Annotated in this window: 9 protein-coding genes; 1 reads left to right on the plus strand and 8 read right to left on the minus strand. The window is 43.2% G+C overall.

What is annotated here, in order from left to right; genetic code table 11:
- Positions 1-19: 19 nt before the first annotated feature.
- The 4 genes from BN2425_RS07165 to wrbA form a co-directional block, all read right to left on the minus strand.
- Complete coding sequence (locus tag BN2425_RS07165) at positions 20-2,302, minus strand: helicase C-terminal domain-containing protein (RefSeq protein WP_042456890.1); 2,283 nt, start codon at positions 2,300-2,302, stop codon at positions 20-22.
- 113 nt (positions 2,303-2,415) lie between these two features.
- Complete coding sequence (locus BN2425_RS07170; RefSeq protein WP_042456892.1) at positions 2,416-3,657, minus strand: glutamate-5-semialdehyde dehydrogenase; 1,242 nt, start codon at positions 3,655-3,657, stop codon at positions 2,416-2,418.
- Positions 3,658-3,663: 6 nt separating this feature from the next.
- Positions 3,664-4,776, minus strand: a complete 1,113-nt coding sequence (gene proB / locus BN2425_RS07175; protein ID WP_042456895.1) for a glutamate 5-kinase — start codon at positions 4,774-4,776, stop codon at positions 3,664-3,666.
- A 609-nt stretch (positions 4,777-5,385) separates the two neighbouring features.
- Positions 5,386-5,997, minus strand: a complete 612-nt coding sequence (gene wrbA / locus BN2425_RS07180; protein WP_042457158.1) for an NAD(P)H:quinone oxidoreductase — start codon at positions 5,995-5,997, stop codon at positions 5,386-5,388.
- A 204-nt stretch (positions 5,998-6,201) separates the two neighbouring features.
- Between wrbA and BN2425_RS07185 the strand changes: the two genes are divergently transcribed.
- The gene (locus tag BN2425_RS07185) at positions 6,202-7,446 is read left to right on the plus strand and encodes an MFS transporter (protein ID WP_052352799.1); all 1,245 of its coding nucleotides are present in this window, start codon (positions 6,202-6,204) and stop codon (positions 7,444-7,446) included.
- Between the two features lie 44 nt (positions 7,447-7,490).
- On the opposite strand, the gene BN2425_RS07190 is transcribed toward BN2425_RS07185, so the two are convergent.
- From BN2425_RS07190 to BN2425_RS07205, 4 genes are all read right to left on the minus strand, one after another.
- Positions 7,491-9,044 (minus strand): acyl-CoA carboxylase subunit beta, encoded by a 1,554-nt coding sequence (locus BN2425_RS07190; protein ID WP_042456898.1) that lies wholly within the window; start codon positions 9,042-9,044, stop codon positions 7,491-7,493.
- A 96-nt stretch (positions 9,045-9,140) separates the two neighbouring features.
- On the minus strand, positions 9,141-10,496 hold the full coding sequence (locus BN2425_RS07195) for an aspartate aminotransferase family protein (RefSeq protein ID WP_042456900.1): 1,356 nt from the start codon (positions 10,494-10,496) through the stop codon (positions 9,141-9,143).
- Between the two features lie 101 nt (positions 10,497-10,597).
- A complete protein-coding gene (locus BN2425_RS07200) occupies positions 10,598-12,064 on the minus strand; it encodes a CoA-acylating methylmalonate-semialdehyde dehydrogenase (RefSeq protein ID WP_042456903.1) in 1,467 nt (488 codons plus the stop codon).
- A gap of 125 nt (positions 12,065-12,189) precedes the next feature.
- Positions 12,190-13,821, minus strand: coding sequence for a PucR family transcriptional regulator (locus BN2425_RS07205; RefSeq protein WP_042456906.1), 1,632 nt, complete (start codon positions 13,819-13,821; stop codon positions 12,190-12,192).
- Between the last annotated feature and the right edge of the window lie 66 nt (positions 13,822-13,887).

The following is a 13,887-nucleotide window of genomic DNA, read 5'->3' on the forward strand; positions in this document are numbered from 1 at the left end:
TAGCCGCTTTTTTCAGCAGCTAGTTATATAGCACTGTATAGCTTTTCCACTCCTCAGGGAGCAATGATTGGTACTTATTTTGCAAAAAACGGTCATCACAGAGGACGATGGCCCCGTAATCCTGTTCCGAACGGATGAGCCTCCCGCCAGCCTGTAAAACCTTGTTCATTCCTGGAAATACATAAGCATAATCATAACCATTCCGGCCATTGTGTTGAAAGAATTCCTTAATCAAATTCCGTTCAAAGCCAATTTGCGGTAGACCGACTCCAACCACCACTACTCCATTTAAACGATCTCCTTTTAAATCCACCCCTTCTGAAAAAATGCCTCCCAAAACGGCAAAACCAATTAGTGGTTCATTCGAGTCAGCTTGAAAACCATCCAGAAATGTTTTCCGCTCTGTTTCTGTCATTCCGGCCGATTGGATGAGTGTCTTCGTGCTACTATTTGCCTGATTAAATTCTTCATAGACAGCAAGCATATATTGATAGGACGGGAAAAACACCAAATAATTGCCTGTACGGCTGCCAATCAATGCATTCAGCATGGAGACAATGGCTGCTTGTGACCGCTCTCGGTCACGGTATCTTGTTGAGATTGGCTTAATAAACACGTCCACTTGTTCCTTGGAGAAAGGGGAAGGAATGGACACCCGATAATCGTCTTCCCCACCACCAATCAAGTCTTGATAATATTCAAGCGGGTTCAGAGTGGCAGAAAAAAACACCTTCGAGCGATAGTTTTTAGCCATTTGTTTTAACAATTTGGAAGGGTTAATGCAGAATAGTTTTAAGGTGACATCATTTCTTTCTTGTTGACCATAAATAATATAATGTTCGTCCAGCAATTCCATGACTTTTAAAAATTGATTGATGGTGAAATACGCATCCAATAAATCAGGCATGGGACTTGTTGTTAGCAGCTTCTCCGCTTCTTCTGCAAAGTGATGAAGCTGAATTAATAGTTGGTCATCCATTGCTTCAAGAACGATTTCCTTTTTTTCATCCATCGATTTTTTAAAAACTAAAAACCAGGAGTTTATTTGGCTGGCAACTTCAAATATTGGCTTGTTTACTCCTTTATACTGTTTCTTGATCTGCAAGAATAATTGCTTGTTTATCGACGCTGAGAACATTTCACGCCCGCGGTCGACTAAATTATGCGCTTCATCGACCAAAATCGCTGTGGATTTTTTGTCTTCTTCAAACATTCGTTTAAGTGAAACCTTTGGGTCAAAAATATAATTATAGTCGCAAATGATGGCGTCGGCCCTATAAGCAAGATCGAGGGAATATTCAAACGGACAAACACGATGCTTACGGGCATATGTCGCAATCACATCCCGAGTCAATGCCTGTTCGTTTTCAAGTATATCAAGTACAGCACCGTTAATTCGATCGTAATAACCATTGGCAAATTCACACACATCCGGCTGACAAATGGTTTCATCTTTAAAACACATTTTATCCTTTGCCGTAATTGTGACCGTCTTCATACAAAGTCCGTTTTCACGCATCCGGGCAAAGGCCTCTTCAGCTGTTTGTCTCGTGGTGGTTCTGGCCGTCAGGTAGAAAAGGCGAGTCAGCATCCCTTCTCCTATTGCCTTCACTGCTGGAAACAGCGTTGAAATAGTTTTGCCAATTCCTGTTGGGGCCATGGCAAATAGATTTTTCTTATCTAGTAGTGACTTGTATACGGCTCCAGCCAATTTTCGCTGGCCTTCTCGGTACGAAGGAAACGGGAAGCCAAGTTCTTTACTGCTCGTATCTCTTTGACCTCGGTGTTGTTGCTGCCATTTTGCAAAAGGAGCATAGGCTTCAATCACTTGATTAGCGAATGCCTCTAATTCAGATAAGCTGACTGTTTGTGTTAGATACTTTTTCTCATCGGTTTCTACGTGAACATAGGTTAATTGAACTTCTAACTCCGAGAGCTGATTTTGAGTGGCATATATGTAGGCATACATTTTCGCCTGGGCCCAGTGAACAGGATACCCATTAGGCTCAGTTGTCTCCAACGGCTTTGTGAACGACTTGATTTCATCGATTGTTACTTTTCCATCGTGAAATAATAATCCGTCGCATCGTCCATCGATTTTATAGACAAGTTCATCAAAGGGAATGTCAATGGAGAGGTAAACTTCCCTTTCATCCTTCTCCCCATATGTTTTTTGAATCGATTGATGAATTCTCGTTCCCTCAACCAACGTGGATTGCGGGCGGAACCGGGAATCAATGCTGCCAGAGCTGTAAACATATTCGACAAGAGTTCTGACAGAGATATGGATTGCATGGGACACGAAAACACCAACTTTGTATAAGAATATATGTTTGCTTTTTTATTATACCAGATGTTGACCTATATAAGACAAAAAACCAAGTATGGAACATCATCCATACTTGGTTTTCATTCTTAGGCCCTGATTTGGCCAGTACCTCTTACAAGTGCTTTGGTTGTAGTAATCGCCTTGAGTCCCATTGGCCCGCGGGCATGAAGCTTTTGGGTACTGATGCCAATTTCGGCACCATAACCGAATTGTTCTCCATCGGTAAAACGGGTGGAGGCATTATGATACAAGACCGCTGCATCTACTGCCTGGAAAAATAGATTTACATTCTTGGTATCCTCGGTGATAATCGCTTCGGAATGTTTCGTGCCATAACGATCGATATGGGTAACAGCTTCACTTACATCTTCCACTAATTTTACAGCTAATACTGGAGCCAGAAATTCTACTTCCCAGTCTGTTTCGGTGGCTGCTGTTATAAATGAGAAGCGGAAAGACAATCGTTCATCGCCGCGCAATTCCACGCCTTTTTCATGGAGTGCCTCGATCAAGTCCCCCACATAAGGCCAGTTTTTCTGAATCAGGACGGTTTCTGCAGCATTACATACAGACGGACGCTGCAATTTTGCATTAAGGACAATGTTAATTGCCATATCCTTTTCTGCTGATTCATCAATAAAAATATGACAATTTCCTACACCAGTTTCCAATACTGGGACAGTGGCATTTTCAATCACGTTTTGAATTAAACCAGCACCGCCTCGTGGTATGAGAACATCGAGGTATTGGTTCAGCCTAAACATTTGTGAAGCCGTCTCGCGGCTTGTATCCTCTAATAGTTGAACCGCATCAGCTGGAATCGCTGTTTGTGCAAGCGCATTTTGCATGACTTGAACAAGTGCTTTATTCGAATTCAGTGCCGATGTGCTTCCTCTTAACAGAACGGCATTCCCCGCTTTCAAACATAAGCTGGCAGCATCGACAGTTACGTTTGGGCGAGCCTCATACACCATCCCAATCACACCAAGTGGAACTCGAATCGATTGAATGGAAAGTCCATTTGGCCGGTCCCATGCCTCGATGATTTCACCGATTGGATCAGGCAGTTCCACCAATTGCCGTATGCCTTCCACGATTTGCTCAATTCTTTGCTCTGTAAGCAGCAGTCGGTCTAATAATGATGCAGATAGCCCTTGTTGTTTACCTTTTTCAATATCCTTGCTATTTTCTTGTAAAAGGTACTCTTTTTCTTTTAAAATTTGTTCGGCCATAATCGCTAGTGCTTCATTCTTTCCTTGCGTTGAAACAATTGCTAGCTTTTTGGAAGCTGCTGTCAGTTTTTTAGCCTTTTCGATAAGTTCAGTCATTTCCCCTCACTCCTCGCGTAATATTACCCAATTATCCCGGTGAATTACTTCCGGTTTATGATTAAACGAGTAAGCTTTTGATTGCTCACTCGGCAGGCCCTTTACCTTAGTTAAATTCTTAGATGAAAAGTAAATTTGTCCTTTGCCGATGGTTTTCCCTTTTTGATTGCGGACTTCTACCACATCTAGCGCATTGAATTCTCCAATGACGTTGGTTACACCTACTGGGAGTAAACTTTTCCCTTTTTGAACTATTGCTTGTTCTGCTCCATCATCGATTTCGATTACCCCGCCAACATGGGAATGATAGGCAATCCATTGTTTTCGCATCTGCATTTGTGTATGAAACGGTCCACCAATATAGGTTCCATCACCTTTTCCGGCTAAAATATCTGCTAACTTGTCTTTTCCGGATCCTCGCCCAACAAAGACACTGACACCAAGTGATAAAGCTTTTTGGGCAGCGAGCAGTTTGGATTTCATGCCACCAGTACCAACCGATGAACCGTTTTCGTCTGCATATCCAAGCAGCTGTTCGGAAACCTCTGGGATAAAATGATATTTCTTAGCATCCTTGGAGACTTTCGGGTTGCCGTCATAGAGTCCATTGACATCGGTTAAAATGATGAGGGCATTAGCATGCAGAAATCCACTGACAAGAGCCGATAGCATATCATTGTCCCCAAAGGTTAATTCCTCGATCGATACTGAGTCATTTTCGTTAATGATGGGAATAACACCCCGATGCAGCAACTCATTTATAGTAGAATATAAGTTTTGAAATCTCGCTTGGCTATAAAAGTCCTCTCGTGTTAGCAAGATTTGTGCGGCAACTGTTTGGAACTCTTTAAATAGTTCATTATAATGCTGCATTAACAGCCCTTGCCCTACCGCTGCGGCCGCCTGTTTTCCTGCTGTCGTATTCGGGCGGACCGGGTATCCCAACGCACCAAATCCGGCGGCAACGGCACCGGAGGAGATTAAGATCACGTCGTGGCCTTGCTGTTTTAAGTATGCCAATGCCTCCACGTGGTCCCTGATTTTGTCTTCAGAAATCGTTCCTGTAGCAGTCGTCAGTGAACTGCTGCCAATTTTCACAACAACAAGCTGTTTTTTCATTGTTTCCGAACCCTTCTTTTAAAAATTGGTGTCATTTTAATTGGAAAATAAAAAACGACTCATCTGTCCTTCTAAAAAAAGGACGGAAGAATCGTTTCCGCGGTACCACCTTTGTTGATGCCTTGCACCCACTCAAAACCCGTAACGAGGGTTCACGGCTTATGTTTTCATAAGCAGTTCATCAAAGGGCAGGTTCAACTTTCTTTCCATGAGAAACCTTCCAGCCGATGGGTTTCACTCTCTAACATGTTCCAAAAATTTACTAGTCCCTTACCGTTTACAATTTATATTTATTTGATTATCTAAAGAAAATCGAAAAAAGTCAATAGATTAATTTAGAGAAATCGCTTACAATTAATAACAAATCCTAATTTTTCCAGTAGATAAGCAGGTACTCTTATGAAGACAAAAACCAATCGTTTTAATCAATTATTGTCTTCATAAGAGGATCATGAGGACAAAGTGAATGCCTTTGATCGATTTGTTGTCTTCATGCCCATTTATGGGGACAAAAGCGGGGCTTCATCAGTCTTTTTTGTCTTCATGAATCTAACAATTAAGAAAAAAGCAAAAGAGCCAACCGCCCGATGACGATTCGCTCTTTTTGATTTATTGTTGCCCTTTTTTAATATATTCCGCAATCGTTACTGTCCGCTTGGCTTGGTGCTTAACGGCTGCTTCCACATCTCCGACCATTTTTCCATTTTCATCAACGGTAACACTGGTACCATAAGGGTTTCCGCCTGCAGCAAATGTAATCGGATCGGTATAACCAGGCGCAGCAATTATCGCACCCCAATGGTACATGGAAGTATAAAGCGATAAAATGGTCGCCTCTTGACCGCCATGCGGATTTTGCGCCGATGACATTGCACTGACCACCTTATTCACCAATTTGCCCTGTGCCCATAGACCGCCTTGAAGATCTAAAAATTGCTTCATTTGCGATGGAAGATTTCCAAACCGGGTAGGTACACTAAAAATAATCGCATCTGCCCATTCTAGGTCAGACGATTTGGCTTCAGGAATGTGGGCCGTCTTCTCTGTAGTAGCTTTCCATACTTCATTGCCTTGAACAACGGATTCGGGAGCAAGTTCAGTCACTTTAAAAATTTTCGCCTCAGCACCGGCTTCCTTGGCTCCATCTGCCGCCCATTGTGCTAGCTGGTAGTTCGTACCGCCCATGCTGTAAAAAATAACAGCCAAATTTACATTCGTCATAGAAATTGTCTCCTTTTCTGTGGATTTGCCAAACAACCTGTCCAAAAAGCCCATTGTGTTCACCACCACAACAAATTTTATTTTTACCAACTCTGTCTGTTTTAGACAATTTTTTAAAAATTATTTCCTTTCAATTTTGTTCGATACTGGTTGGATTATACACACCAATTTCTGGAATAAAAATGTTAATGGAGGGAGACCTTGATGGAGACAAATAGTCAAACACAGGCGAATCTGTGGCTCTATTGCTTAATCGGAATCTTAACCACCGTTGTTGTGCTAGCTTTTGCAAGACTTTCATATGGAGTCATTCTTCCGTTCATGAGAGACGGGTTACATATTACGTATAAAGAAGCAGGTTTCTTGGGAACCACAACGTCATTGGGATACGTTAGCACATTGATTGTCGCAGGGATCCTGGCTGCAAAATGGGGCAGCAAAAAGACAATATTACTTGGAATATCTCTTGTTACATTAGGGCTTATCGGGCTTAGTTTTACCTCCTCCTATGTTATGGCATTTTTATTTATGCTGCTTTTGGGGATTGGGACCTCCTTTACATATACGCCGTTTATCTCCCTTCTTGTCGCCTGGTTTCCGCAAAAAAGAGGGTTTGTAATCGGAATGGCAACGAGCGGTGCTGGAATAGGGATTCTTTTTGCAGGAATTATTGTACCGTTTTTAAGCAGGCTAGATTCTGAATTGGGCTGGAGATTCGCCTGGGGAACCTACGCCATTATCGGTTTGACAGTGGTCCTGTTAACCTTTTTATTTATAAAAAATCCACCTGAGGCAACAGAACCTGGACAACACGCAATCAAAACCAACCCAAAAGAAGTCTATAAAAATCGGCATGTCATCCATGTCGGTCTTATCTATGGAATCGTTGGACTTACCTACATCGTACAAGTCATTTTTATCATGAGCTTTATGCTGGAGTCGGGCATACCAGTCAAATACGCAGGACAGTTAATGGCTTTGAATGGGATCTTATCAATTTTTAGCGGACCAGTTTGGGGGAAAATATCGGATCATCTTGGGAGAAGAACTTCCCTTATTGCCACCATGGGTCTTGTGATGGTTTCCATGTTGGTTGCCTTATTCTTCCCAACAATGATTGGGTTCACCATTCACACCATATTAATCAGTTGTACCTCAACAGGGCTTTTTACACTGACACAAGCTTCTAGTATGGATTATGTGAAACCGGCTGATATGCCGATTGCTTTCAGTTATGTCACTTTTTACTTTGCGGTCGGTCAATTGGTGGGTCCAGCCTTTGCCGGCTGGCTCATTGAGGATTGGGGAGGTTTCAAATCAGCCTTCCTGTTTACCTCTATTTGTTTAGCTGTCGGTTTACTGCTAACGATAAAGCTGAAAAAATCGGCGCCTGAACAGGCCTTTGTAGAAACGATTAGCACAAAATTAAACAAACAAATTACTCATTAAAAAATAAGCGCAGTTACCGTTATGAGGTAAATGCGCTTTATTTTTTATGGTCTCATGCCATGGCTGGAAGGACCAAGCTGCTGAGGCAATAGTGCGTAGGCATCTTTGACCCATTCGCACAAAAGCGGCCTTGTATCTCGTGGGTCAATGATTTCTTCAATGCCAAAGGCTTCTGCTGTACGGAAAGGTGATCGTACGGATTCCATCCGCTCAAGCAATTCATTTAGTAGTTCACTCGGGTTGTCGCTTGCCTCCAATTCCCGCCGATAGGCAACATGAACACCCCCTTCAACCGGTAAAGAGCCCCAATCTCCGGATGGCCAGGCATAACGCAAATTCAATCCGTGCCCATTGGTCATGCCAGCCCCGCCAACACCAAATACCCGACGTAAAACGATTTCAACCATGGGTACAGTGGCCTGATAGATTGCGGCGATGGCCCGGACTCCTTTGCGAATGGTGCCTTTTTTCTCTGCTGGAAGACCAATCACCATTCCTGGTTGGTCAACCAAATTGACAATTGGCAGATGAAAGGTCTGACAGAGGTCAACAAACTTTTCCGTTTTTTCGGAACTCTCCGCTGTAAGGCCACCGCCATTCACATACGGATCTGCCGCTATTACCCCGACTGGATAGCCATCCAGCCTCGCCAGGCAAGTGACCGTTCCTCCACCATAGTAATTGCCCATTTCAAAAATTGAACCGTGGTCAAAGATCAATGGGAGGAGCTCGCGAATTTTGTAGGGAGTCCTTCGGTTTCTTGGAATGAAGGAAATCAATTTTCCTTCCCTGCGGTCAGGATGGTCATCAGATGGTTTGACAGGCGGCAGCTGCCAAACGTTTGGAGGGAGATAGGATAAGAAAGTACGAATTTGTTCGAAAGCATCTTCCTCGGTTTTGGCAATGTTGTCGACTGCCCCACTTGAACGATGTACTTGTACCCCTCCTAGCTCTTCTTTCGTTAAATCCTGCCCCATTCCATATTTAACAACCGGCGGACCTGCAACAAATAATTGCGAGGTCCCTTCGATCATAATGGAAAAATGGGAGGCGGCAACACGGGCTGCTCCAAGTCCCGCTACCGAACCCATACAGGCTGCTACGACAGGGACACGCTCCATATTAGCTACGACCAAGTTCCATGCCGGGTTAACTGGAACATATGTGTCCTCCGTATCAAGGAACTTGACACTGCCTCCTCCGCCAGTCCCGTCCACAAGGCGAATCAAAGGAATTTTCAAATCATGCGCCATTTTTTCGGCGTAAACCTGCTTCCCATAAATGGCACCGTCCGCTGCTCCGCCTCTTACGGTAAAATCATCCCCGCCAACCACAACCTTTCGGCCATCAATGCGGCCCGTCCCTAAAACAAAGTTAGCAGGAGTAAACTCAACCAACTCCCCCATTTCATTGTACTTAGCTTTTCCAGCTAAAGCGCCTGTTTCGTGAAACGTTGCAGCATCAAGCAGCTGGTCAATCCGCTCCCGTACTGTCAGTTTCCCGTAAGATTTATGCTTCCCTACACGTTCCTCCCCGCCCATTTGTTTGGCCAGTTCTTCTCGTCGTCTCAGTTCATGTATCTCAGGTTCCCAACTCATTCATCTTCCCCCTTTATGGTTTAGTAAACTGAAAATGGTAAACCACAAAAATGAAAAGCACTTGTATCTATTCAGTCCACAAGTGCTTTTCCTCCACTATTTTATTTTGTTAAGAGCTTCTGTTAGGGTCTTAACCAGGTAATGAATATCCTTCTGTTCAATACTTAACGGTGGTGACAGGGTTAACACATTGTTATAACCGGCTACTGTAGCTCCGTTTTTGCCGATAATCACTCTATTTTCTTTACAGTCGGCAATCACCTTATTTACAAGTCCCACATCAAGTGGTTCCTTTGTCGTTTTATCACGGACCAATTCAATTCCGACTAAAAGTCCTTTTCCGCGAACATCTCCGACAAACGGATGATCTGCCAGCAAACTTTTTAAATCATTTAATAGCTGTTCCCCTAAATCTCTGGAACGGTCAAATAGTTTCTCTTTTTCCATGATTTCAAGATTTTTTAGTGCCAGGGCACAAGCTGCCGGGTTGCCGCCAAAGGTATTAACATGCCGGAAATAGTCATATTCTTCCGTTCCTTTAAAGGCTTCATAAATCTCTTTTCGAACCGCAGTCGCCGAGAGCGGCAGGTAAGCACTCGTGATGCCTTTTGCCATGGTAATGATATCAGGCTTGACGCCGTAGTTCATAAAGCCAAATGGTTTTCCCGTACGGCCGAATCCACAGATGACCTCATCGACAATTAGGAGAGCGCCATGTTTTTCACATACTTCCTTTGCCGCCTTCATGTAACCATCAGGTGGTATTAAGATACCGCCGCCAGTGATAATTGGCTCCATAATCAACGCTGCAATCGTTTCGCTTAACTCCCATGTCATCGTCCGGTCGATTTCTTTTACCGATGACAATTCTCTCGGGTCTGACACATTGAGATCATCCCGGTAGGAGTCTGGCGGTGAAACATGGATAAAACCGGGTGCTAGTGGTTCATATTTATATTTTCTTTGTGCTTGCCCGGTCGCCGCCAAAGCTCCCATCGAATTGCCATGATAACCACGGTAGCGTGAGACAATTTTATAACGGTTATGCTCACCACGTTGTTGATGGTACTGTCTGGCTATTTTAAACGCCGTTTCGTTGGCTTCTGACCCGCTGTTGGAGAAAAAGATGACGTATTCATCCCCAAGCATTTCATTCAGCTTTTCCGCCAGTTTAATAGACGGCACATGGCCTTGTGATAATGGAAAATAAGCCATCTCTTTTAGTTGTTCGTACGCTGTCTCTGCCAGTTCAGTCCTGCCATACCCGATATTGACACACCACAATCCTGCCATCGCATCTAAATACCGTGTGCCATCCACATCTGTAATCCAGGAACCTTCCGCTTTTTCAACCACAATCGTTGATTTCGGACTGTATGGCTTCATTGAATGCCAAACATATTTTTCATCTTTTTCAAGCAATGAATCCTGTGACCGCTCTGTTTGAACCATGCTTGCTCCTCCATTCTTGTCAGCGTAAGAGTTGCAATTAGTGAAAAATAACTATCAAAATAGTTTATGTTCGCTTTCGTATTCGTGAACAGCTTTCTAAACTAGGCATCAAATCTTGAAGTAATCATTTTTTTACGAGTATAGAAGTTTACACCGTCTTTTCCGTTTACATGAAGGTCTCCATAGAAGGAATCCTTCCAGCCTGAGAATGGAAAAAACGCCATTGTCGCTGGCACGCCCACATTGATTCCGAGCATGCCGGCATCCGCTTCTTCCCGGAACTTACGGATAGCCTTGGCATTGTTTGTATAAATTGTCGCGCCATTTCCATATCTGGATTTGCGAATGTATTCAAGACCTTCATCTAAATCTTCAGCACGGAGAAGACTTAACACAGGGGCGAAAATTTCCTCCTTGGCAATGGTCATATCAGGTGCTACATGGTCAAAAATGGTTGCCCCGAGGAAGTTTCCTTGAGGATGATCATCCATTTCATCACGTCCATCCCTAATTAATTCGGCGCCTTCGGCCAGACCTTTTTCAATATAACTGAGAACTTTCTCACGGTGCTCTTTACGAATGACAGGAGTTAATAACACTTCTTCATCCATGCCGCTTCCAATGATGAGCTCATCTGCTTTTTTCTTGAGGGCTTGAACAAACGGCTCGTTGTCTCCCACTACGACAACAGCGCTGCATGCCATGCAGCGCTGGCCGGCACTGCCAAAAGTAGAACTAATGATATGCTGAACAGCCTTATCCATATTAGCGTCTGGCATGACAATATGATGATTTTTCGCTCCGGACAGAGCCTGGACCCGCTTGCCGGCAGCTGCTGCCTGTTCATACACATACTTAGCGACTGGCTGTGACCCAACAAACGATATGGCCGCTATATCTTCGTGCTCCAGCAGGCCATTGACTACCTCATGGGCACCATGGACCACATTGAGAACACCCTTTGGAGCCCCTGCTTGTGTAAACAGTTCCGCTAGCCGATTGGCAAGGATGGGGGTTCGTTCGGAAGGCTTTAAAACAAACGTATTTCCACATGCAATCGCAAGGGGGAACATCCATAATGGGACCATCATCGGAAAGTTAAACGGGGTAATTCCGCCGACCACTCCTAACGGATAGCGAAACATTTCAGAATCAATGTCTTCGGCTATATTTGATAACGATTCCCCCATCATTAACGTAGGTGCACCGCAGGCAAACTCGACGCACTCGATGCCCCTCTGCACTTCACCGTAAGCCTCGTTGTAGGCCTTACCATTCTCTAATACAATTAATCTCGCTAATTCTTCGTGATTTTCTGTTAATAGATGATGATATTTGTAAAAAATTCTCGCCCTTTTCGGCACCGGAACCTGCTTCCAAGATTTAAATGCGATTTTTGCAGCAGCCACTGCCCGATTCACATCTTCTTTTGAGGAAACCGGTACCTTGGTTAACACTTCATTTGTGGCAGGATTCGGCACATCCAAGGTCTGGCTGCTTACAGATGATACCCACTCCCCATTAATAAAATTTTTCAAAACCGCCGTTTCGTTCTTTGTGACACTCATTTTTCCGCCTCCTTACTAACGATATAGATTTATATAGTTTCATTATCTCGTATTGGTACCAGTGTTTCATTAGACAGACTGTAAAATGCAAGGAGAGAAATCTTCAACATAATGACATAGAATCACTACATTTTGCCAAGACGTTCGCTTACATGTAAATGATTAGACTGGGAGGCATGTAAATAATCATGAACCAACAGCATAAATTCAATGGCCACCCGTTTTTCATGGTCCATAAAATCCTCGCCAAGTAAGTTCTCCAGCTTTTGCAGCCGGTGGTAAAGCGTTTGTCTTACGATGAATAATTTATTTGAGGTTTCTTGTTTAGACCCATTGCACTCCAAATAAGCTTTTAATGTTTCTAACAGCTTGGCATTGTACTTTTGGTCATACTGAATCACCGGATTTAGATATTCAGCCGCCAATTCTTGCAGATCGGTATGTTTGCTCAGTTGGGAAATTAACCGATATAAGTGCAAATCTTCATAAAACTGACAGATTTGTTTTCCGGTCATTTTTTGCTGAATTCGGAGTGTTTCTTTAGCTGTGAAATAACTTTTATGTACCTCTCCCAACGAATCCGTAAACTTGCCAGCTGCAATCATTAATTTGGATGAGCATTGCTTTCGGATAAATTCAGATTCTTCCATACTTTGAATAGCCTTTTTAATCCGTTCCTTCATATTCTTCTTCGCCCGGTTGTTCAGCAAAACAAGCGTTAATTCGTTTCTTTTTTCTATGAAAAAGACGATAAAACCCTGCTGTTCAAAAACCGAACGGAACAAAAGCTTTAAATAGGTTGCATCTGGGGCTGATTTTTCCTTGAAGGGAAACAGTTTCGTAATTAAAACCGCAGCATTTTGTGTTTTTGGTTTTAACCCATTTTCAGCCAAGTATGATAAAATCTCCTCAAGCATATGCTCACCTTCCAGCCACCCTTGCAGCCACTCCGTTTCTTCCGCCCGCTTTTTTTCCTCCACATACATATCTCGTAATAAATGCTGGGCCAACGCAGTTGCTGTTCTGTCTAGAATTAATAAATCAAACTCACTGATGGGGATGTCTTTCGAATAAATAGCCAGCTCGGCAAACTCCTGTCCGAACAGAAAAATGGGAGCATATGCGAATTTGTCAGATGGCTCATCTTTTGCGGTCTCCAGCTGCTGAAGAACAACACCCTGTTCACGATGAGAAATTTCCGGAACAAATTCAGGATGCTGATTTTTTAATCGGAAAATAATCTGGACGTCTAATGCCGAGAAAATAAATTGGAGAATATCCTCGTAGCTTTCAATTGACAGCAGTCTTTTATTAAGACGCTGCGAATAATTTTCAAGATCAGAAATCTTTCGGTATTGCTGCTTGATAATTTCAGAGTGGATATCCTGGGTAATTTCTACAAATGGCACCTCCTGATGAAACAAAATAATCGGAAATTGGTGCTGATTAGCAATTTCAATCACTTCAGCGGGAATCTCGGATAGGTATGTACCCATTTCTATACATAAGCCTGCGGCATTATTTTCAATGAATTCCTTGACCATGGAAATAAATTGCTTGGTGTTATCTCGCCAAGCAATTCCTGTCGATAAAATGAGTTCGTTCCCGTTTAGAAGATTTCGAATGCTGGTGACCTCCACTACATGAACCCATTTTAAGATATTGGTAACACCTTCGTTTCCTGCTACAATACTAGTATTTTCAAAGTGCTTCCTTTGTAAGATGTCAGCTACTGTTAAATGGAATTGCTCCTTCATGGGCCACACTCCTTAATAGACTGCTTTTTGGGGTAAAACAGGACTGGCGTCCCAAACCGCCAATCC

Source organism: Neobacillus dielmonensis, from assembly GCF_000612665.1.
GTDB classification, from domain to species: domain Bacteria; phylum Bacillota; class Bacilli; order Bacillales; family Cytobacillaceae; genus Neobacillus; species Neobacillus dielmonensis.

What these genes read in the sequence shown, in the direction of transcription:
- BN2425_RS07170 (WP_042456892.1), bottom strand. Translation starts at nt 3,657, where the DNA reads ATGACTGAACTTATCGAAAAGGCTAAAAAACTGACAGCAGCTTCCAAA.
- proB (WP_042456895.1), bottom strand. Translation starts at nt 4,776, where the DNA reads ATGAAAAAACAGCTTGTTGTTGTGAAAATTGGCAGCAGTTCACTGACG.
- wrbA (WP_042457158.1), bottom strand. Translation starts at nt 5,997, where the DNA reads ATGACGAATGTAAATTTGGCTGTTATTTTTTACAGCATGGGCGGTACG.
- BN2425_RS07185 (WP_052352799.1), top strand. Translation starts at nt 6,202, where the DNA reads ATGGAGACAAATAGTCAAACACAGGCGAATCTGTGGCTCTATTGCTTA.
- BN2425_RS07190 (WP_042456898.1), bottom strand. Translation starts at nt 9,044, where the DNA reads ATGAGTTGGGAACCTGAGATACATGAACTGAGACGACGAGAAGAACTG.
- BN2425_RS07195 (WP_042456900.1), bottom strand. Translation starts at nt 10,496, where the DNA reads ATGGTTCAAACAGAGCGGTCACAGGATTCATTGCTTGAAAAAGATGAA.
- BN2425_RS07200 (WP_042456903.1), bottom strand. Translation starts at nt 12,064, where the DNA reads ATGAGTGTCACAAAGAACGAAACGGCGGTTTTGAAAAATTTTATTAAT.
- BN2425_RS07205 (WP_042456906.1), bottom strand. Translation starts at nt 13,821, where the DNA reads ATGAAGGAGCAATTCCATTTAACAGTAGCTGACATCTTACAAAGGAAG.